Below are 20,831 nucleotides of genomic sequence, written 5' to 3' on the forward strand. Positions count from 1 at the left end.
TAAGTTACTTCCGCCATTCGCTTTTATCGGTACAACCGTTAAGTCAAAAACCACGCGGTTCTACTGCACGGTCAATGTCAAGTTGGTCGTACCCTGAGCGCCTGTTGTCGCATCTGTAGCTGTCACAACCATGGTGTAGGTTTTGGGAGTAGTTTGGCCCGAGGAGCCTGAACCGTTACCAGCGCAACCACTCAAGCCCATAGCTGCCCCCAAAGATAGCGATACCAGGGCCAGCATCGCCAACAAACGCTGACCATTTTGCAAGCGCCTACGAGCGGACTTGGTTCCGACTATCGGCAGTAACAACAATCCCAATGCAACAGGCGCAATAGGGCTCATCGGGAAAGAGCTTTCATTGCGCGCCGTCTGGGTTTTGCTGGTCTGAATCGTCAAGGTAACCGATGTCAGCCCGCTACCGGCCGGAAGCGTCGTCGGAGAAAACGTCGCAGTCGCTCCTGTAGGAATACCACTTACCGAAAGATTCACCGCATTCGGGAAAGTCGTCACGGCTCCTGGCGACAATGAGAGGGTATAGGTTGCTGTTCCACCTGCAGTGGTTGTAGCGCTAGTGGACCCCGATCCGGCAGAAAGGGTAAAGCTCTGTGCCGCTACGTTGAAACTCGTAGTAGCCGTTGCAGCCGCATAATTTCCGCTGGCGGCCTGGCTTGCACTCAGCGCCACGGTGCCCGCTCCGGTCAAGGTGACCGTCGCACCAGAGATCTTTGCAGGACCACTCACAACAGAGTAGGTAACAGCCCCAGCTGAGGCTGACGTTGCGCTCACTGTGAAAGGTGCGTTGCCATACGTCTGCGAAGGAATGGCCGCAAAGGTTAACGTAAGCACCATCGGCATAACAACGAAGCTGGTTGTCCCAGTCGCCGAGCCATAGTTTCCGCTCGCCGCCTGGCTTGCACTTATCACAACCGTACCTGCGCCAGTCAATGTGACGGTCGCACCGGAGATACTTGCAGGGCCACTCACAACAGAGTAGGTAATAGCTCCGTTTGAAGCAGATGTTGCACTTACAGTGAAAGGCGCGTTGCCATACGTCTGTGAAGGGATGGTCGCAAAGGTTAACATAGGCACCATTGGCACAACAGTGAAGCTGGTCGTCACAGTTGCCGCGCCATAGCTTCCGCTCGCTGCCTGGCTTGCACTCAGCACAACCGTGCCTGCTCCCGTCAGCGTGACCGTTGTCCCGGAGATGCTGGCACGACCACTGACAACCGAATAGGTAATGGCGCCCGTCGAGGTGGATGTCGCGCTTACAGTGAAAGGTACATTGCCGTACGTCTGCGCAGGGATGGACGCAAACGTTAATATCGGCAACTCAAGTGCAGTACCACTCAACGCGATGCTCTGAGTTACATAGCCTGGAGCCACTGCATTTAGGTTGTTATCCGTTAACACCAGCGATCCCGTGATGTTGCCTGCAGCAGTAGGCGCAAAGCTGACCGAAAGCTGGCAGGAAGCACCCGCTGCCAGTGTTCCCGCATTCGAGGAACCCGACCCCACAACAGGACATGCGGTCGTTCCCGTACTGTTCAAGCTGAAGTTCGTCGCGATGCTTGGATTATTTCCAGAAGCCGGAATCGGAAAACTCAAGGCAGCGTTGCCAACGTTCTGAACCGTCACGGCCTGTGCACTGCTTGTCGAACCCAAAGTAGTTGTTGCAAAAGTCAGATTCGGCGCGTCGGAAAGATTCACCTTCCATACGCTGTTGCCCGCGACGCTAGCGCTGGATGCAAAGACGTTGCCGTTCCCATCGACTGCCACTCCAAGAACATCAGGGAGGTTGCTAGCGATCGTGCTCCGTGAATACGATCCCGCCGCAAGCGTATATTTGACCACCCGTCCACCGGAAGTCTCTGCAATGTAGACGTTGCCGTTTCCATCAACAGCTACCCCATGGGGGGAATTTAAGTCACTGGCTATTGTGCTCTCGGTATAGCCACCATTGGATAAGGTCTGCTTCATAACCACATGTTCGGCATCAGTCACATACACATTACCCTTCTCGTCCACTGCAACTCCCCGCGGGTGGACAGAGCCTGTGATCTGGCTCGGGACATAAGTGCCATTGGTCAACGTTTCCTTAAGTACGGAGTAAGACAGGTTTCCGATATACACATTGCCGCTACCGTCGACAGTCACGGCCTCTACGAAACCAAGGCTGCTGCTGAATACAGCACTTTGCGCGTAGCCTCCTCCGATCAGGGGCGTATATTTGAACACCTTCAAAACATTTTGGTCGGCAACATAGACATTTCCAGCTCCATCCACCGCCACCCCAACTGGATATCTCAGGTTTGTAGCTACAACACTCTGCGTATAGCCGCTCCCTGTCCAGGTCTGCTTGATGACGGCGTTTTGCGGATTACTGTCATTTAGAGCCTGGGCAATATAAAGATTCCCAGCAGGGTCTGACGTAACTGCGTACGGGTTCGTCACATTGCTAAAGGAGAGCTTGCTTAGATTCCCTGCAGGAAAGTTGATCTGAGGTCCCAATCCGGAACCGTGGGCATAACCGGTAGCAATCAAATTTCCTGAAGTCGATCGAAGAACCACAGCACCATAACGGGAGCCAGGAAACTTCGGATTCAAAAGCACATCAACCGTGCAACTTACCCCTGCGGTATATGGAAAGCTCGTCCCATACCTCGTGCAGCTTCCAGTTCCCGCATCCGTAAAGTCGAGACCTTCTGTCCCCTGAGTCAGCACCGAAGGCCTGGCAATCGTACCCGCCGAGTCGAACGTAAAGATTAACGATACCGGCGAGCTGGAACTGCCAACGTTTATGGCACCAAAGTCTCCAGCCGACGGACTCACTTTAGCAATGCTGGCGAAATTGGTGATAAGGACATCGCCATTAGCATCCAGTGAAATAAAGATCGGGATGACGTTGTAGTAGGCAGTGCTCCCTACCAGGCTCTGGGTATAGCTGTTCCCCGATGGCGTCTCTTTCAAAATCTGGCTGCCTTCTGGATCGCCTGGGATGCCGTAGATCGCAACAAAGACATTTGAGTTGCTATCCACAGCAACGCTGCTGATATAGCTCAGACCGCTGACAACTGTGCTTTGAACGTAGCTTCCACTGGTCAGCGTCTCTTTGAAGACCTGGTTGCTGCCTCGGTCACCGATATAGACATTGCCACTTGCATCCACTGCTACAGCGCTCGGAAGCGAGAGACCACTCCCAATCGTGCTCTCAACGTAGCTACTTCCCGACGGTGTTTCCTTGAGTACCCGGTTGCCACTGGAATCTGCAACAAAGATATTTCCGCTCGCGTCAACAGCAACACTCCACGCTGCACCGACCGTACTACTTACCGTGGTCTGCGAGTAGTCACTGCCTGATAACGTTTCTTTCAGTAACCGACCGTTGTTCGAGTCGGCAATATAGACGTTGCCACTGACATCTACCGCAACACCTAGCGGAGAATTCAGACCGGTACCGATTGTGGTCTCGGTATAGCTTCCGTTAGACAGGGTTTCCTTGAGTACACGATTGTTCAGCGAATCAGCGATGTACAAATTTCCACCGGCATCCGCCGCAACCTGACGAGGATTGTTCAGGCCTGTAATCGGCAATGTAACTTGCGATCCGCTAAAGTGCGCACTCTGCGCATGGCCGCAGGGGACCATCGTTCCCACAGATATGCCGCAAAGCATCGCTGCCGTTATTACATTCTTTTTGTTGAGAGTTGGCCGGACAGTTCGAACGACACGAGAGCACAAGAGAGAAAAACTTTTCACCGAATCTCCAAAACAGAAAATTGGAACGAAGAAGCAAGAGAACAATAGTTTGAATCGCTGGTACCAAGTACCAACGTTCATCTCTGGGAGAATACATATCAAAGTGAAGATGCGCCACGGAAGAACCGTTAAGCAAAACATCGGTTCCTAACCGTTGTTCAAAATGGGACCTCGAACGAAACGGCGGACAAACGATCGTCCAGGCGCAAGCGAGTGAAGGAACATCCTGCAGCAGTATTGTCACCACTCGCTTCTGAAGAAAACTCGCTCTTACCGTTTCGCCCTCTGCAAAATCAACGCAGGCTGAGTTCCTGCTCCGCGTCGACCAAGCCCTAACGACGGATCGGAACCATCCGGCGGCGGCCCAATCACAGGATGCGGACCAGTATCAGCTGCACGCGCAGGCTGTCCTCCACGCGGTGGCATCGTCCTGTGCAACTCCATACGGTCTCCCGTCAGACTGCCGTCATACGTTGTGCTTCCAGACGTGAAGTGAACGCGGCCACCTTCCACCGTTCCCTGCACCGCGCCAGTAGTAGCAGGTCCGAACATCGCCGGTGGAGCATCAATAGAGCCCGTCAACACACTGGCACGCTGGATGAACGTATACAGCGTGTCGCCAGATACAGCCAGCTGAAGCGGATCAGGTCCGCTAGGACCTTCCTGCAACACAGGCCGCCACAATCCGGTCACTCCCTCACCAGCAGGCACATCGCGCTTCCAAACAGCCACTTCCGGTCGCGGCTTCGATGCTCGCGACATTACAGCCGCTGAAGCCGGTTCCAGCCCAGGCGAAGTGATCTCGATCGTGACATTGCCACTCTCTCGAGTCGCCTGCACAATCCCCATACACATCCCTGCAAATGCCTTGCGACTGCTCCCCGTGTCCGGCTCATGCGACACAGGATTGCCATTCCCCGTTCCCTTCACGCGTGCTGGCCCACTCACCTTGAAAGAGATTTCGTTATCCGTAACAGGTAGCACGCGACCTTCAGCATCGTGTACTTCCGCCACCACAAACACCAGATCCGCACCATCAGCATCCATCTCAGTACGATCAACGCGAATCGCCAGCTTCGCTGCTTTACCCGTCGTTTCGCGCTTCGTCGACATCACTTGCTTTCCTGCCTTGAAGCCGCGAGCCTCCAGCGTTCCCTGCTTGTAAGTCACAATCCATTGCAGGTGCGAATCCTTTGGCACGCGCTGTCGCCCAAGACTCGTGCCATCTTGCAACAGTTCCACCTCGTCCATGTTGGAGTGCGCCCAGACTGCAATCTCCTTACCCACAAAATCCGGCCAGTTCCAGTGCGGAAAAATGTGGAGCACCGGCTTCGCAGTCCACCATGCCTGGTAGTAAAAGTACGTGTCCTTAGGAAAGCCACACGTATCCAGAAAGCCGTACTCTGAGTTGATATTGGGCCACTGAAACGGTGAAGGCTCACCGCGATAATCAAATCCCGTCCACACAAATCCGCCACTCATCCACGGCCGCGTGTTCACAAAACGCCACCATCCTTCAGCCGATGCACGCCCCGAGGTGGTGTATGGATCATAAGAACTCACAGCACCACTCGCCTCATCAATGGCGTACGCTCCGCGCGTCGCCACAGCGCTGACATTCTCTGTCCCCAGGCACGGCAGCGTGGGATGCGTCTTGTGGAACGCCTCAATCTGCGGGTCAGCATAGTTGTAACCAATCACGTCGCTCACCATCAGCCCACCCTGCCCCAGCCCCATGCCAAGCGGTGGCGGCGCCACTGTAACCGGTCGCGATCCATCCAGCTTTATTGCCGACCGCTTCATCGTCGACAAAATGTGCAGCCCCGTCTCCGTCGTCGCCTCGCGCTCTTCATTGCCCATGTTCCACATGAAGACAGAAGGATGGTTGCGATCGCGACGAATCAGATTTTCAAACTGCGCAATGCCTTCCGGATTCGAAGACATCATGCGTGTTTCATCCAGAAACAGCATGCCCATCTCGTCGCATGCATCCAGCAGCTCCGATGTGGGTGGATTATGCGCACTGCGATACGCATTGCATCCCACCTCCTGCAATGTCTTCACACGGAAGCGCTGCGCCGCATCCGGCAGTGCCACGCCAAGACCTGCATGATCCTGGTGATTGCATGTGCCCTTGATCTTGACCGACTTCCCATTCAGGAAAAATCCGTCATTGGCATCGAAGCGCAGAGTGCGTATACCAAAGCGCGTCTCATATCGATCCATCGCCACACCGTCTGCATCCACCTCAGTCACCAGGCGATACAGATTGCGTTCCTCCAGCGACCACAGCGCGACATCACTCACACTCATCTGCTGTTCAAATATGCCCGTCCCATCTCCAGGAACTGCCATCGGCTTTGTTGTAACTTTCCCCACAGTCTTTCCACTGGGATCAATCACGGTCGATGTCACGCGCACAGCCTTTGAAGCACCGGCGTTATTCTCCACCTCGGTGCGGATCTGCAGATTCGCCTTTCTGCCTTCCACCGTCGAGCGAACAAACGTACCCCACTGCGCCACGTGAACAGGAGCCGTCTTCACCAGCCACGTGTGCCGATAAATCCCCGCACCTTCGTAGAACCATCCATCGCTTTCCGTCGCGTCCACACGCAGCAACAACACATTCGGTTCGCCCGGCTTCATGAAGTCCGTCACGTCATAACGGAAAGGATCATAACCGCCGCGATGACGCCCAATGTAGTACCCGTTAAAGACCACAAGCGCTTCACGGTACACACCATCAAACTCAACACTGATGCGCTTTCCCGCATCGTCTTTCGCAAGCGTGAAGACGCGTCGATACCAACCCACACTGTTTTCTGGATACGAGCGACCAATCGGATAAAAGCCTTTGCTGCTCAGCGATGGATCGTTCTTGAATGGCAGCGAAATCACCCAGTCATGCGGCAGATCAACATCCGTCCAGCCAGTGTCATCAAAGGGGAGCGCCGCGGCGGGCAGGAAGTTTCCAGTCTTCTGAAACGAACCGTTGCGGCCTGTGTTGTAACCAAAATCCTTGGCCGCATCCGTCGCATGGCCAAAATGAAACCGCCAGCCAGCGTCCAGACAAAGTCGTTCGCGTACGGTGTGGGAAGCCGAAGTCTGCGCCGGTAATAACTCTGCAGGCAGCAAGCCCAACGTGGGTAGAGCCACTCCGCTCTTCAATACTTCCCTGCGCGACCACGAAGCCATAGACATTCTCATTCAGAAAGAGTGCCCACTCAAGAATCCGGGCCGCACCATCCTAGCCTTAATTGAATCGTCTCAACCAGCGAAAAATTGCGGGCCTGCATCATCCACACAACAAGCGATGCATGCACTGCGATTACTGTGGTGTATGCACACGAAACGTGAGACCGGGAAAGACTCGTGAGATTGGAAATGACCTCGAACTAACAAACAGTGATCACTAATCCAAACGCAGACAGGTCGGAGGAACAACATGCAGCAGGAAGCAACCAACGGTCTGGTGATACGCCGTAGCAGTCACACTGTTGATGAAGTCGTGCAGTCGTTGCAGGCGATGTTAGTGGCAAAAGGCATCCACCTCTTCGCTCTCGTCGACCACAGTGGAGAAGCCGCGAAAGCTGGTCTCACCATGCGACCCACCAAGCTGTTCATCTTCGGCGATCCCAAAGCCGGAACCCCGCTCATGCTCGCGTCCATCACCAGCGCGATTGACCTGCCGCTCAAAATTCTCGTTTGGGAAGACGAACAGGGAGCAACACAACTGGCCTACAACGATCCCACCTACCTCGCCACGCGCCACCACATACCGGAAACTCTGCTGGCAAACATCTCCGGCATTGAGAAGATCGTCGAAAAGCTCCTATAGACAGACACGAACAGGCACAAGCAAAAATCCTGTCAAGCCCCCAAACCACCCAACCTCAACAAACCAAACGAAATAGAGTTGGCAGGTTATTTCCTCTCGCTCTCTAAAATAGAAATAGAGCCATCAATCGCTGAGTAAGCGGAGCACCAACTCAGCTCCTAACTCGTTTAGAAAGACGATTTTGCCTCTAACGCCAATGGACAGACGATTTTAGCGACACCAAAATCGTAACTCCAATAGAAAGACGATTTTAGAAAAACAGGGGGGAGGGGGTACCCTCCACCGACGGTAAGTGGAACAACACGCCGTAGGCGTCGAGAACAGTACGAAGTACTCGAGAACGGTACGAAGTACTAGGAGCCGGCGATCGTCATGCCCTCAACGCGGAAGCATGGAGAAGCTGAGGCACCGCGAAAAATCAGATCGTTCCCAACCGCAACAATGTTGCGATACATGTCCTTCAGATTGCCAGCAATCGTGATCTCTTCCACAGCGCCAGTGAACTCACCGTTCTCAATCCACAAACCAGCAGCGCCCTGCGAATAGTCGCCGGTCACAAGGTTCACACCGCTACCAAGAACCTCGGTGACGTAAAGCCCGTTCTGCACTTCGGCGATGATCTCGCGCGGTGTCAGCGTTCCAGCTTCCAGGTAGAAGTTACCCGCACCAATACCTGGCGCTCCTGCCAATCCACGCGAAGCATTGCCCGTACTCTTCACACCCAGCTTGCGCGCGGTGTAAGTGTTGGTCACATAGGTCTGCAACACGCCCTTGTCCACGATCACCTTGCGCTGCATCGGCAAACCATCACCATCAAACGGCAACGTGCCAAAGCCACCAAGCATCGGCTCCAGCATCATCGTGCCATCATCCACAACCGTCACCAGCGGACTGGCAATCTGCTCGCCCAGCTTGTCCTCGAACATCGACGCATGACGATAGATCGCATCGCCATTCACCGCGCTGAAGATATCGCCAATGATGCCGCGCGCAATCTCCCGCGAGAACACCACGGAAGCCTTCTGCGTCTTCACCCTGCGAGAGCCAAGTCGACGCACCGCACGCTTCGCCGCCTCTCTGCCAACATCCTCAGGTGACTCCAGCTTCGTCAACGTACGCGCACCGCTGCTCCATCCATCGCGTTGCATCCCGGAAGCATCCTGCGCAATTGCCATCACGCCAATGCCGCAGTAGCTCTTGCGATACTCACCCGCAAACCCACGCGAGTTGGCAATCGCCTTGTACGACGTCGCGGCTGAGAACGTCCCGCCATCACTGTTCTGGATACGCACATCCGCAGCCATCGCCGCAGCCTCGGTCGCACGTGCCATCTCGATACGTTCCGCGGCAGGCAGCTTGTACACATCCTCGAAGTAGATGTGCAGACCCTCCGCGTTACGAGTAGTCGAGTACTCAGTCGCATCCGGCAACCCCGCAAACGGGTCTTCCTCGGTAATGCGTGCCAACTCCACCGCACCACTCACCAACCTCTTGAGGCTCTCCTCACTCAGGTCATTGGTGGAAGTACTAGCAGTACGCAGCCCATGAAACACCCGCAACCCAATCGCCCGCGACGTAGACTCCGTAAGCGTCTCCACCTGCCCCAGCCGCACCTTGGTGGAGAACTCATCCCCCTCCACCACCACGGCCTCAGCATCGGTAGCCCCCGCCCCCAACGCACGCTCCACAATCTCCTGCACCAGAGTCGAACTTACTTGTGTCCCCGCCATGCTTTCATCACCTTTACCGGTTTACCGTTGCGGTTGAGCTGAACTACAGCGCAATAGCGCTTGCCATTCTGCGTTCCGGCTTCACTACCATCAGAACCAACGAGATTGTCCATCTCTTCCAGCAGTCGCTGCGAACCGCCCTGCTCTGCAAGCGTTAACGAATCCTTGCCGTCTGGAGCGTCCAGAAATGCATTGCCTGCTGTTCCGGAGCGAACACCGCAGTAAGTGTGCGTTGTGGATGCTGGTACATATACAGCTGTAAATGGCATCAGTTCCCTGTCCCGCCGACCGTCACCTTGTCCAGCTTCACCGTCGGCATACCCACGCCAACAGGCACGCCCTGCCCGCGCTTACCGCAGGTACCAATGCCCTCATCCAACGCCAGATCATGGCCCACCATGCTCACGTGCTTCAGTGCCGTAGCACCATCACCGATCAGCATCGCGCCCTTAACCGGCGCGGTCACCTTGCCATCCTCAATCAGGTAAGCCTCGCTGGCGGCGAATACGAACTTGCCATTGGTAATGTCCACCGAACCTCCGGAGAAGTTCACCGCATACAACCCGCGCTTCACACTGCGCAGGATGTCCGCAGGATCATCCTCACCCGCCAGCATGTAGGTGTTGGTCATACGTGGCATCGGCACGCAGGCATAGCTCTCACGGCGTCCGCTACCCGTCGACTGCAACCCCATCACCTTCGCCGACAGCTTGTCCCTCATGTACTGCCGCAGGATGCCCTTCTCGATGAGGACGTTGTTACGCGTAGGCGTGCCTTCGTCATCCACGTTCAGTGACCCGCGACGGTTGGCAATGGTGCCGTTGTCCACTACGGTCACCTTGTCCGTCGCCACACGCTGCCCCATCAACCCGGCAAAGGCCGACTGCTTCTTCCGGTTGAAGTCCGCCTCCAAACCATGTCCCACAGCCTCGTGGATAAGCACGCCCGGCCATCCCGGCCCCAGCACCACTTCCATCTCACCCGCCGGCGCCGCCACCGCATCCATCTGCAGGATGGCCTGCCGCGCCGCCTGCTGGGCAAAGTGCTCCGGAGTGCGCTCTGTGGTGTAGTAGTCCAGCTTGACACGGCCACCGCCTCCGCCAGACCCGCGCGTGGTGACCCCGTCCGCCCCCTTGGCAATTACAGAAACGCTGAACCGGCTCAATGGCTGCGTGTCTGAAGCCCATGTTCCATCGCTGGCCGCAATCAGAATGTGGCGAACCTCATCGTTGAATCCCGCGCGAACCTGCGTGATGCGCAAGTCATACGCACGCGCCGCTTTGTCCGCACGCTGCACCAACGCCAACTTCTCGCGTATCTCCGCATCAAGACCAATCACCGGATACAGATCATGTACCTGCGTCTCGACAAACGGCACAACCTGCTGCTTCGCGGGCCCGCTGGCTATCAACGCGGCCGTCTTCGCCGCATGGATCAGCCGCTCTTCCTCCAGCGAATCTGTATAGCTGTAACCGGTGCGTTCGCCGCTGAGCACGCGGACACCGCAACCCATGCTGTGACCCTGGCTAGCCGACTTCACAATCCCCTCATCAATCCCGATAGAAGACGAGGTGACCGACTCGAAGTACAGCTCTGCGAAGTCGCCACCAGCACTCAACGCAGCCGCCAGACAGCGCGTGACAAGCGCGTAGTCGACACCGAAGCGTGCCTGGAAATAGTTGGGAGAAGTCGATGCGGACGGCGTGACGGCCAGGCTACTCATTCTGTCCTGATTCTACGCCTCTGTGTGCTAGGTTCATGAGGATGACAACCGACACCCAAACGCAGCCATCCAGCGATCCACGGTACCCTGTGGGCCGCTTCCACAAGCCGGAAGTCGTGGAAGTTGCCGCTATTGAAGAGGGACTTAACACGCTGGAAAACCTCCCACAGCGTCTCCGGAACGCAGTCTCCGATCTGAACGATACACAGCTTGCCACGCCGTACCGTGAAGGTGGATGGACGTTGCAGCAGACAGTGAATCACGTAGCCGATTCGCACATGAATGCCTACATCCGAATGAAGCTTGCCCTGACCGAAGATGCACCCGTGATCAGGACATACGAAGAGGCGCTTTGGGCCGAGTTATCCGATGGCAAGAATGCACCCGTGGAATGGTCGTTGCAACTCCTTGACGCACTACATTCACGCTGGGTGATGCTGTTGCGCTCACTCGACGATAAGCAGTGGCAACGCACGTTTGTGCATCCCGAACATGGTCCAGTCACCCTCCAAACAGGACTGGTCATGTACGACTGGCACAGCCGCCATCATCTGGCACACATAACTTCGCTGCGGCAGGCCAAAGGCTGGTAAGCATTGGCGTCGTCACGCACAGTGGAAGAGCAGTCGCCGGAAGTGGTTGCGCGTGCGCTGGAAGACTTCCTTGCAGATTACCCCGAGGCTCTCGTGCTGGAAGAGGGACGCATGGTCTTCGACATGCGTTCCGCACGTTACTCTATCCAGCAGGATCGCGGGCGTTGCACGCTGCACCTATGGAGCGAAGATCGCAACATGGTGCGGCGCATCACTGGTACCGTATTGCGCCAGGATACCTTGCGACTTGCCAGCATGCGTTTCGGCCAAACTAAGCCGCAGACGATGGAGTTTGTGTCGCGTCCTGATCGTCGTACACCAACGGAGCGTGACACGACTCGAAGACAATATGTTGCACGTCTCGAACGTGTGTTCCAGCGTCAGTTCCCTGATTGGAAGTGCGGTGCTTTTCGTTCTGCCATGGATCTGGAGAAATCCTTTGGCCCTGCATATGCACGCGGCATCATGGCGCGCGGGCAAGATGCATGGGCTGTTGTTGGTGTGAATGCAGAGGAATCGCAAAGCACGATCGACGGCATCCTGACCGTTGGTATTTTGTGGCTGCAACACGGCCGCGATCATGCAGGCGGCAAGCGTTTGTTTCGAGGCTTGCGGGTTGTCGTTCCAAAGGGCACTGCACTGACGACACTCTCGCGTATGGGATGGTTGCGCTCCGATGCCGCGCAGTGGGAACTGTACGAACTGGACGAAGGATCCGAAGCGCTTGAAGAGTGCGATCTGGCGGATACCGGCAACCTGGCAACACGACTGATTCATGTCGCAGATCAACACCGCATGACGGAGCGCTATGCCTCTGCAATCGGGCAAGCGCTCTCACTCGTACCGGAAACCATGCGCAATCGTGTTGAGCTGCGTCCACGTTCTGCAACAGAGTTGGCACTCCTGCTGCACGGTTTAGAGTTTGCGCGGATTCGTCATGGCGCATCGGCAAACTCGTTTGATCGCGTTACAGAAATCACCTTCGGCAGTGGCGCGCAGGAGACTCCGCTGGAGTCAGATACAGAACCGACGCTGCGAGACTTTGTGCAGCGACTCTTCGAACGACGCCATGCTGCAGGATCACAGAAGGATCCGCTGTATCGTATGGCACCGGAAGCATGGCTTGAGTCTTCTCTGCGTGCCAACATCGGCCCTTTAACCGATGGGCAGAGCAGCCTCGCGCAGTTTGATCCGGAACATGTTTATGCTCAAGTTCCCGCATTTCAGGCAGGTGATCGCGGCATGCTGGACCTGCTGACTGTAACGCGCGATGGCCGTCTTGCGGTGTTGGAACTGAAGGCGAATGAAGATATGCACTTTGCTTTGCAGGGCCTGGATTACTGGCTTCGCGTTCGTTGGCACCATACGCAGACCATAGATGCCTCTTCAGGACTCGGCGCGTTGCAGCAGCATGGATACTTCCCTACGCTGCGTCTGAGTGCGCTACCGCCGCGGCTGTATCTGGTTGCACCCTCGCTGCGCATTCATCCCGTGACAGAAACGGTTCTTCGTTATCTCAAGCCAGAGGTCGAATGGACAGTATTGGGCCTGAATGAAAAGTGGCGCGAAGGCGTGAAAGTGATCACACGCCTCCGCGCCTCTTCTTTCGGACGCTGAGCTATCGGCTGTTTACAGGGCGCCACAGATCAATCTCTGGCGTATCCACCGCATGCTGATCGATCTGCTTCAACTCTTCTTCGCTGAAGGCAAGCTTGCTCAAAGAATTCAGCGAATCGTCGAGTTGCGCAACGTTGCGAGCCCCAATCAACGACGATGTCACACGGGGATCGCGGAGCGTCCATGCGATGGCCATCTGCGCCAACGATTGTCCACGCTTTTCCGCAATCGCATGCAACGCGCGTACGCGATCAAGCGTTTCCGGCTTTAACAAGTCCTTGCTGAAGCTGCTGTCATCACCGCTTGCGCGCGTCTGCTGTGACGCATCGCCCTTCAGATACTTGTTTGTAAGCAGTCCCTGTGCGAGCGGAGAGAATGCAATACATCCCACGCCAAGTTCGCCTAGCGTATCCAAAAGTCCCTGTTCCAGAAAACGATTCAACATGGAATACGAAGGCTGATGAATCAGCAGGCGAATCCCTTCCTGCGCCAGCAATTCATACGCAATCTTCGTACGCTGCGGCGAGTACGAAGAGATGCCAACATATAACGCCTTGCCTTGACGGACAATCTGCGCGAGAGCACTCACCGTCTCTTCAATGGGCGTATCGAAATCAGGCCGGTGCGTGTAGAAGATATCGACATACTCCAGCCCCATACGCTTCAACGATTGATCCAGTGAAGCAACGAGATACTTCTTCGATCCACCAATGCCATACGGCCCGGGCCACATATCCCAGCCAGCCTTCGACGAAATGATGAGTTCATCGCGGTGCGAGGCGAAGTCTGCACGCAGGACCTTTCCAAAGTTCTCTTCGGCAGAGCCATACGGTGGCCCATAGTTATTCGCAAGATCGAAGTGCGTCACACCGCGATCGAATGCGCGCCGTAACATGGCTCTGCCTGTCTCAAAGACGTCATCACCACCAAAGTTCTGCCATAGACCCAGCGTAATCAGGGGTAGCTGAATGCCGCTCTTACCGCAGCGACGGAACTGCTCGCTGCTATAACGATCAGGATTGGCGACGTACGACTGCGGGAATGCCATGCACTTACTCTCCGGATAAAAGCTATCTGCATCGCAAAGTATACGCGGCTGGCATTACACTCTTCCCGCGCCGCGCAAGGTATACGCGAGTGCTTCCAACGTTCGCTCGGGAGGTACGTCCGTCGGCACAGGAACATCCATCTTCGTGCATAGCGTATCCAAGAGACGAGACCCAAGTTGAGCGCGTGCTTCCATAGGCAAAAAGATCGCACGCGCAAGAAAACTATCGATCAGATGCAGGTCGTTGTGGGTGAGGCGTGCAACAGAATCCGCAGGAATCTCAGACAACATTGGGGGCGGAGCCGCTGGCATCTGAAAAACGTTTGCAGTAAAACTACGGCTTACAGGCGCAGACAAGTATCCACCAAACTCATCCGTACGTTCGTGAACGACGATCGTGCCAGCGACCAGATCACCCAGCCGCTTATTCTGCTTTGTCAACAGAATGGAAATCACGCCTGTGAGATATGCCCCAGGCAAATTGTCGATCACTCGAAGCAGATTGCGTGCCAGTGCCTCAAAGAACGTGATCTGTCGCCCGCTGTCTTTGATCACGCGTATCTTCAGCACGCGCTTGCCGGGAGTCTGCCCGTTTCGAAATGCCTCGAAGAGGGCGTAGTACCCCCAGATCAGGATGAAGTATCCAAGGATGACCAGCGCCATAAACCACTTTGCGGCGGTATTGGACATGTTATCCAGCCTGTGTGTTCCGATGGCGCTGAATACGATCGCCGCAACAACAATGAGCAGCAACGTCACCGCCGTCTGGATCGCGATGTCCACCGCAGCCGCAAGGAACCGGCTTCCCAAGCCAGCCAACGGAAAGTACAGCGCAACCTGTTCCGGCGTGTCGATTGTGTGGTCGTCAAAAGTGGCGGGTGGTTGGGAAAACATGCTCACAGAGGTGGACTCTCCAGTTAGCATTCACTATATGGTCTCCAACGGCTGGATTGCGGCGCGACGTGAAGACTGGGATCGATTGCACGCGCTCACCACTGGTGTGGAGGCGAAAGGACTGAGGTCGCTCACGGCAGACGAACTGCGCGACTTCGGCCTACTCTATCGACGTGCGACCGCCGATCTTTCCGCGGTACGCAGTGATCGCACGGCACAATCGCTGGCGGAATATCTCAATCGCCTTGTCAGCCGCGCTCATAATCACGTCTATAGCGGTCAGCGCACCACCATACTTAGCGTCTGGTATTTTCTCAGTGCGGATTTCCCCATACTGGTCCGGCGTCTGTGGCCTTACATTGCCACCTCTGTAACGCTGTGTCTTCTGGGCGCGCTGCTCGGCTCTCTGGAAACGCTTGCTCGACCACACTTCATGCGCGCTGTTCTGGGTCCGGAGATGGTGGCCACCATTGAACGCCATGAGATGTGGACAGAGAGCGTGCTGAGTGCAAAACCACAGGAATCCAGCGCCATCATGACGAACAACATTGCGGTCACATTCTATGTGTTTGCGGGTGGCATTCTCGCGGGCATTCCCACCGTACTGATGCTGTTCTGGAATGGCATGAGCGTCGGTATTATCTCTACGGCATGCGCGCAACATGGCATGGCGCTTGATCTTTGGAGTTTCGTCGCAGCGCATGGTGCATTAGAACTTCCGAGTATATTCATCGCCGGTGGTGCGGGCCTGCGTATTGCAACAGGTCTACTGTTTCCAGGAACCTTAACACGAAAAACATCACTTGCGCGGGCGGGTAATGAAGCTGTACGGCTGCTTGCGGGCACTATCCCGATGCTGTTTATCGCGGGAGTCCTGGAAGCTTTTCTCGATCCCACACATGTACCAAAGGCAGTGAAATTCTCAGTGTGTGGGCTGTTACTGACAGGACTCTTCTTCTGGCTAAGCGAAGGCGGACGCGATCGTCAACCTGATATCAAAGTTGCCCCTGCGATTTAACTTCCAGATATTTTGAAATGCTGTCACTGGCGACGTTGGCCGCACTGGTTTCCACCACCAACACGCCCTGTGAACGCAACTGTGCCAGCAAAGCTCTTCTACGATCAAGCATCTCCTGCGCCGCGGTAATGGCATACATTTCGCGTGCGTTCTTCGGAGTGGATGAAGCCAACGATTCCAACTCTGGCTGCTGCAACAGAACGAGAACGACCAGATGCCGGCGAACCAGGGCGCTTACCGCGGTCACAATCTCCGGCCTCCCCGCGCTTTCCGTCATCTCGGTAATCCACAAGACGAGTCCGCGTCGCCGCTGCAACTGCCGCAAACGTACTGAGGCCATCAGGTGATCCGCTTCTGCCGTCTCTGATCGCACCTGTGACAAAGCATCAATCATGCGGCGCAGATGCAGCGTCCCTGACGATGGAAGCAGTTGCTGTTGCACGCTGCGACCATACGTCAACAGCGCACTGCGATCTCCCGATTGCTGAATAACACGCGCAAGTTGTCCCGCTGCTGAGGCGGCCTGATCCAACTGCGTGACAATCTGTGTTGCATCCTCGTCGCCGTTTGCCGTGGATGCATTCTCCAATGCAAATGTCGTTCGCGATAACCTTCCGGCATCCAGTACGATCCACACTTGCTGCGAACGCTCTGTCGTGAATTGCTGCGTGATCAGACGGTTGTGCCGTGCCGTTGCCTTCCATGAAATGTTGCGCAGTTCATCGCCCGTGCGATACTCCCGTAACTGTTCAAATTCACGCCCGAGGCCAATGCGGCGCAGCCTTCGCTTCTCTAATTCAATCTGTCGCGCGCGCAACAGAAAAAACTCTGAGGACTCGTTCGCCTGCTCTCCCGCGGCGTAAACACGAATGGTCTGACGAAGATCAGCTACCGCCCATCGCTCGGCAAATCCAATCGCACTGCGATAGCGAAAATACACCTTGCCCAACGCCAAGTCACCGCGCTGCGATGGCGTTGCCATATATTCCGTAACCGATGGTTCGTTTGGATAACTAATCACGACCCCAATGGTCTGCAAGAACAACATGGATACGTGCAGGTCATCCGTGAAGCGTAATGTATGGATTCCGCGAGCAGACTTTGTGGCCTGTAATTCGACGGCCACCGGAGTTCCCAATTCCGGTGCATGAAGAAACCTTCGTGTTATCTGAAATCGCTCGGGCGCAGGCAGCAAGAGTGCATCCACGACAAATGTTCCAAGCAGCAACACATCGAATCCAAACATCAGCCATGGTGTGCGACTGGCAAGGAAAGCCGGGATACTGAGCGGTACTGCGGCAGCCAGCAGAAGCAACAGGCGCGGTGTGGCGCCAAAACCCAGCAGCCGGCCGACGCGCTTTCCCTTAGGGTGCGCTGTGGCAGTAACCGGCTGTGGGATGAGCGTCTGCATACTTTGTTAACGAGGCAATGGAGTAGCAGCGAGCACATCTGCAATCACACGATCCGTATTGAATCCTTCCAGCTCCGCTTCCGGTTTCAAGATGAGACGATGCCGTAAGACAGGCGCAGTAGCAGCCTTCACATCGTCGGGCAGGAGATAGCCGCGGCCATCGCGTGCCGCGTACGATTTTGCAACGAGCAACAGACTTGTCGCTGCACGAGGTGATGCACCAAGCGTCAACGCAGGCCATTCTCGTGTGCGCCGCACAACGGCCAGAAGATAATCAAACAGCGCTTGCTCTACTTGTACTGCGCGTACCTCTGCGCGCGCGGCATCCAGCAACTGCGGCGCCACGGGCGTCAACACAACGTCCTCTAAACGATGTCCCACCGGAATAGCGTGATGACGCTCCAACACGATGCGCTCTTCCGCCGACTCCGGATAAGCCACACGAATCTTCAGCAAAAAGCGATCGAGCTGTGCCTCAGGAAGCGGATACGTCCCTTCGAATTCGAGCGGGTTCTGCGTTGCAAAAACAGTGAAATAGGGAGGTAGAGGATACGTCTGACCATCAAGCGTTACCTGGCGCTCTTCCATCGATTCCAGCAAAGCTGCCTGCGTCCGCGGCGGCATGCGATTAATCTCGTCGGCCAGCAGAAACTCCGTGAAGACCGGGCCGCGATGCATCGCGAACTCTCCCGTCTTTGGAGAAAACACGTTCGTTCCCAGAATGTCCGCTGGCATAATGTCTGGCGTTCCCTGCACTCGGCGAAAGTCCAGACCAAGAAAACGAGCCAGCGTTTTCACCGCAAGTGTCTTAGCGACACCTGGAACACCTTCAATGAGCGCATGTCCTCCACAAAGCAAGGTCAACAAGGATTGCTCAATCAACTCCTGTTGCCCAGCGAGAACGCGGCCAAGTTCTTCACGACCGCTTTGAAACAATTCAAGGGAATTGCTGGTGGTATTCACTTCATCTCCTGAACAAGCGGTTGGGATTGGGATGATTTCATCATGATTTGCAGCCTCTCGATCTCCGCGTCCGCCTCTCGCACGAGTGCAAGTGCATCACGTGGGCGCAGAGTTTCATAACGCGCAGCCTGTAAACGATCCAATAACGTACTGAGAGAGCCTTGAGATCCACCGAACCGCTGCCCGATGAAATCTGCCGTTCTTTGGCTGGAATCGGCCATATCGGACGGAACACCGCACATAGATATCAGGAACCTGGTGAGTCTGCGATGGGCACCATCTGTAGCAGGCTTAGATACACCTGCGCGTTCATACAATGCGCCCATGCTCTCTACAAACTCGAGCGGCGAGGTGCGTGGCACCATAAGCGGCTCGCGTATCGGTCCACTGCGACGTGTGTAGGTGAATAGAAGCAACAAGAGGACAAGCGATGCCTGCGCAACCAGCGAACGCAGCGGTAAACCATGCAGGTAGTCCGACGGTGATGCCTGCTCACCGCGGTAGAACTCGTCAAAGATGACAGCACGATGCCCTTCGCCCGATGCAGGTCCTACCGCAAGCAACAACAGATGCAACGACTGATCTTGCTTCAACCCGCGGTTGCTGAACGGCTCCGACGAAGCGAGATAGACCATCGCGCCGCCATGCGGATACTCGCGATGCACGAGTACGGCGTCCGCTCCACATCGTGCATCCACGCGTGCGAGCGGTTCCAGCGCATTCCATGGCGCAGCATCGTAAAGCGAAAAACTGCCCGTCTGCGCCAAGTCACTATTTCCCTCTGGCACCGCATTGCATAGATTTCCTACGAACTGCGTGGGCTTTCCACTACGACCACCGGGAAGAAACAATGCACCGCCCGATCCTGTTGCGATGACGCGACCACCGCGACGCAGGAAGCGTTCCACGGAATCGTAGTCGCGCTTCTGCACGTCCTCCGCCGGCGCGTTCGGTGCGGCCAGCACATACGTCGTGTGGATAGCATCCACTTGATCCAGCATCGATGCAGATACATCAGATCGTCTAACGCTGTAGCCAAGTCGCGGCAGCAATAGAAACGCGCCCTTCCAACCCGCAGCACCGGGATTGTAAGTGGTGGGCATCTTGTCATCGTCACTGGTTGCGGGAGCAAAGATGGCAGTCAGCATCACCAGAAGCATCATGACTCCGAGCACCCACAACACGGTTCTGCGATCTGCATTGGGCGACTTCATATTGTCGCTCCCATAGCAGCACCCTGGACGCGACGATAGTTCTGCTGCGCTGCTTCGTAGTCTTCCTGCGTAGCAGAGTCAAAGCCATACCAGACACGCTCGAACACAACAGTCTGCGCGACCACCGGTTCACGCAGTTGTGGAGAGACGACTAAGAGTTGGAGCGCCTCTCTCGGCGTGCGTGTCTCGCTGCGACGTAGCCTGCGACGTTCCTCCAACAGAACGATCGTCGCCCAATAGAGACAATGAATTGCATCGCGCCATTCTGTGTTTAAAGCGTGAGCCTGCGCTAGTTCAGCCCAGGCGCGCGACGCTTCAATCGCTTCCCGCTTTGACACATCTCCAGTCAGTCTCCCAAGAGCTGTACGCTGCCGGTCAAGCGCGCGATAGATCCAAAGAACAAGCAATGTGATCGCCGCAAGCAGCGATCCCCATTCCAGTGCCCTTCCAAGCCATGGAGCGATCCGGCCCAGAGAAGCTGCACCGCCGAAGATGCGTGCCAGTTTCTCGGATAGCCATGCGCTGACGCGTTCCCTCCAGGAATATTCGTGCACCACTTGAAACTCTTTCGAGGTCAGCACGCGATCGCGCTGCACACGATCTTCCTGTCGCAACGGTGAAACAGACTTCGGATGATTCAACTCCTCTTCCTGATCGTTCAGTCGCTGCTCTGCCTGCGCGAGGAGTTCCGCACGGGAACGATGCACCGCAGGATCATGATCGTCCAGCAATGCCCGCAGCCATCCATAGCGCACGGCATAGGGTTGCCCGCGCAACGGATGGACACGATCGTCATTGCCCACGCTTTCGGGATTACACGCAGTTACAGCACGGCCACAATCTGCAACCAGGCCGCGTAACTGATCCAGATGATGCCGATACTCTTCAACAGAAACGTCCTGCAACGAAGGCAGCCCTTGTGGGGGCGTCAGCGCGGGGACCTGCGCTTGTGCGCGCATGCACAGCGCAACGAAAACCATCGCTAAAAGCCATCGACGCACGCCCTGCGAATAGATCATCGTCCGC

Annotated in this window: 15 protein-coding genes; 4 read left to right on the forward strand and 11 right to left on the reverse strand. The window is 55.9% G+C overall.

Annotated elements, in window-relative coordinates; all coding sequences use genetic code 11:
- Nucleotides 1–60: 60 nt before the first annotated feature.
- Together M504_RS17390 and galA are read right to left on the reverse strand one after the other, a co-directional pair.
- A complete protein-coding gene (locus M504_RS17390) occupies nucleotides 61–3,645 on the reverse strand; it encodes a choice-of-anchor D domain-containing protein (protein WP_232296351.1) in 3,585 nt (1,194 codons plus the stop codon).
- A gap of 381 nt (nucleotides 3,646–4,026) precedes the next feature.
- Complete coding sequence (galA, locus tag M504_RS17395; RefSeq protein ID WP_084214495.1) at nucleotides 4,027–6,951, reverse strand: beta-galactosidase GalA; 2,925 nt, start codon at nucleotides 6,949–6,951, stop codon at nucleotides 4,027–4,029.
- A gap of 250 nt (nucleotides 6,952–7,201) precedes the next feature.
- Here galA and M504_RS17400 point away from each other — a divergent pair, with 250 nt between their 5' ends.
- Nucleotides 7,202–7,594: a DUF302 domain-containing protein gene (locus tag M504_RS17400; RefSeq protein ID WP_047496321.1), complete on the forward strand. Its 393-nt coding sequence runs from the start codon at nucleotides 7,202–7,204 to the stop codon at nucleotides 7,592–7,594.
- 353 nt (nucleotides 7,595–7,947) lie between these two features.
- Here the strand turns inward: M504_RS17400 and M504_RS17405 are convergent, their stop codons facing one another.
- From M504_RS17405 to tldD, 3 genes are read right to left on the reverse strand one after another with little or no spacing between them, the layout of a single operon-like run.
- Nucleotides 7,948–9,324 (reverse strand): TldD/PmbA family protein, encoded by a 1,377-nt coding sequence (locus M504_RS17405; RefSeq protein WP_047496324.1) that lies wholly within the window; start codon nucleotides 9,322–9,324, stop codon nucleotides 7,948–7,950.
- On the reverse strand, nucleotides 9,306–9,593 hold the full coding sequence (locus tag M504_RS17410; RefSeq protein WP_047496327.1) for a hypothetical protein: 288 nt from the start codon (nucleotides 9,591–9,593) through the stop codon (nucleotides 9,306–9,308). Before M504_RS17410 ends, M504_RS17405 begins: the two co-directional genes overlap by 19 nt.
- Nucleotides 9,593–11,047 (reverse strand): metalloprotease TldD, encoded by a 1,455-nt coding sequence (tldD, locus tag M504_RS17415; protein WP_047496330.1) that lies wholly within the window; start codon nucleotides 11,045–11,047, stop codon nucleotides 9,593–9,595. The genes M504_RS17410 and tldD overlap by 1 nt, the downstream gene beginning before the upstream one ends.
- A gap of 41 nt (nucleotides 11,048–11,088) precedes the next feature.
- Between tldD and M504_RS17420 the strand changes: the two genes are divergently transcribed.
- Together M504_RS17420 and M504_RS17425 are read left to right on the forward strand one after the other, a co-directional pair.
- On the forward strand, nucleotides 11,089–11,640 hold the full coding sequence (locus M504_RS17420) for a YfiT family bacillithiol transferase (RefSeq protein ID WP_047496333.1): 552 nt from the start codon (nucleotides 11,089–11,091) through the stop codon (nucleotides 11,638–11,640).
- A gap of 3 nt (nucleotides 11,641–11,643) precedes the next feature.
- A complete protein-coding gene (locus tag M504_RS17425; RefSeq protein WP_052200979.1) occupies nucleotides 11,644–13,257 on the forward strand; it encodes a hypothetical protein in 1,614 nt (537 codons plus the stop codon).
- 1 nt (nucleotide 13,258) lies between these two features.
- On the opposite strand, the gene mgrA is transcribed toward M504_RS17425, so the two are convergent.
- Together mgrA and M504_RS17435 are read right to left on the reverse strand one after the other, a co-directional pair.
- The gene (mgrA, locus tag M504_RS17430) at nucleotides 13,259–14,305 is read right to left on the reverse strand and encodes an L-glyceraldehyde 3-phosphate reductase (RefSeq protein ID WP_047496336.1); all 1,047 of its coding nucleotides are present in this window, start codon (nucleotides 14,303–14,305) and stop codon (nucleotides 13,259–13,261) included.
- A gap of 54 nt (nucleotides 14,306–14,359) precedes the next feature.
- On the reverse strand, nucleotides 14,360–15,199 hold the full coding sequence (locus M504_RS17435; protein ID WP_047496337.1) for an RDD family protein: 840 nt from the start codon (nucleotides 15,197–15,199) through the stop codon (nucleotides 14,360–14,362).
- Here M504_RS17435 and M504_RS17440 point away from each other — a divergent pair.
- Nucleotides 15,198–16,217, forward strand: coding sequence for a stage II sporulation protein M (locus tag M504_RS17440; protein ID WP_232296347.1), 1,020 nt, complete (start codon nucleotides 15,198–15,200; stop codon nucleotides 16,215–16,217). The genes M504_RS17435 and M504_RS17440 overlap by 2 nt on opposite strands.
- On the opposite strand, the gene M504_RS17445 is transcribed toward M504_RS17440, so the two are convergent.
- Genes M504_RS17445 through M504_RS17460 form a run of 4 tightly spaced genes read right to left on the reverse strand, consistent with a single transcriptional unit; the run spans nucleotide 16,195 to nucleotide 20,824 of the window.
- Complete coding sequence (locus M504_RS17445) at nucleotides 16,195–17,628, reverse strand: DUF58 domain-containing protein (protein WP_047496340.1); 1,434 nt, start codon at nucleotides 17,626–17,628, stop codon at nucleotides 16,195–16,197. The two genes, M504_RS17440 and M504_RS17445, sit on opposite strands and share 23 nt — an antisense overlap.
- Before the next feature lie 6 nt (nucleotides 17,629–17,634).
- The gene (locus tag M504_RS17450; protein WP_047496343.1) at nucleotides 17,635–18,591 is read right to left on the reverse strand and encodes a MoxR family ATPase; all 957 of its coding nucleotides are present in this window, start codon (nucleotides 18,589–18,591) and stop codon (nucleotides 17,635–17,637) included.
- Nucleotides 18,588–19,805 (reverse strand): DUF4350 domain-containing protein, encoded by a 1,218-nt coding sequence (locus tag M504_RS17455; protein ID WP_047496346.1) that lies wholly within the window; start codon nucleotides 19,803–19,805, stop codon nucleotides 18,588–18,590. Before M504_RS17455 ends, M504_RS17450 begins: the two co-directional genes overlap by 4 nt.
- On the reverse strand, nucleotides 19,802–20,824 hold the full coding sequence (locus M504_RS17460; RefSeq protein ID WP_047496348.1) for a DUF4129 domain-containing protein: 1,023 nt from the start codon (nucleotides 20,822–20,824) through the stop codon (nucleotides 19,802–19,804). The genes M504_RS17455 and M504_RS17460 overlap by 4 nt, the downstream gene beginning before the upstream one ends.
- Nucleotides 20,825–20,831: the final 7 nt, after the last annotated feature.

The organism is Terriglobus sp. TAA 43 (assembly GCF_000800015.1).
Taxonomy (GTDB): domain Bacteria; phylum Acidobacteriota; class Terriglobia; order Terriglobales; family Acidobacteriaceae; genus Terriglobus.

Bases quoted from the DNA above. Each gene is read 5' to 3' on its own strand.
- M504_RS17455 (WP_047496346.1), bottom strand. From the start codon at position 19,805: ATGAAGTCGCCCAATGCAGATCGCAGAACCGTGTTGTGGGTGCTCGGA.
- M504_RS17420 (WP_047496333.1), top strand. From the start codon at position 11,089: ATGACAACCGACACCCAAACGCAGCCATCCAGCGATCCACGGTACCCT.
- M504_RS17445 (WP_047496340.1), bottom strand. From the start codon at position 17,628: ATGCAGACGCTCATCCCACAGCCGGTTACTGCCACAGCGCACCCTAAG.
- M504_RS17405 (WP_047496324.1), bottom strand. From the start codon at position 9,324: ATGGCGGGGACACAAGTAAGTTCGACTCTGGTGCAGGAGATTGTGGAG.
- M504_RS17410 (WP_047496327.1), bottom strand. From the start codon at position 9,593: ATGCCATTTACAGCTGTATATGTACCAGCATCCACAACGCACACTTAC.
- M504_RS17390 (WP_232296351.1), bottom strand. From the start codon at position 3,645: ATGGTCCCCTGCGGCCATGCGCAGAGTGCGCACTTTAGCGGATCGCAA.
- M504_RS17440 (WP_232296347.1), top strand. From the start codon at position 15,198: ATGCTCACAGAGGTGGACTCTCCAGTTAGCATTCACTATATGGTCTCC.
- tldD (WP_047496330.1), bottom strand. From the start codon at position 11,047: ATGAGTAGCCTGGCCGTCACGCCGTCCGCATCGACTTCTCCCAACTAT.
- M504_RS17435 (WP_047496337.1), bottom strand. From the start codon at position 15,199: ATGTTTTCCCAACCACCCGCCACTTTTGACGACCACACAATCGACACG.
- M504_RS17460 (WP_047496348.1), bottom strand. From the start codon at position 20,824: ATGATCTATTCGCAGGGCGTGCGTCGATGGCTTTTAGCGATGGTTTTC.
- galA (WP_084214495.1), bottom strand. From the start codon at position 6,951: ATGGCTTCGTGGTCGCGCAGGGAAGTATTGAAGAGCGGAGTGGCTCTA.
- M504_RS17400 (WP_047496321.1), top strand. From the start codon at position 7,202: ATGCAGCAGGAAGCAACCAACGGTCTGGTGATACGCCGTAGCAGTCAC.
- mgrA (WP_047496336.1), bottom strand. From the start codon at position 14,305: ATGGCATTCCCGCAGTCGTACGTCGCCAATCCTGATCGTTATAGCAGC.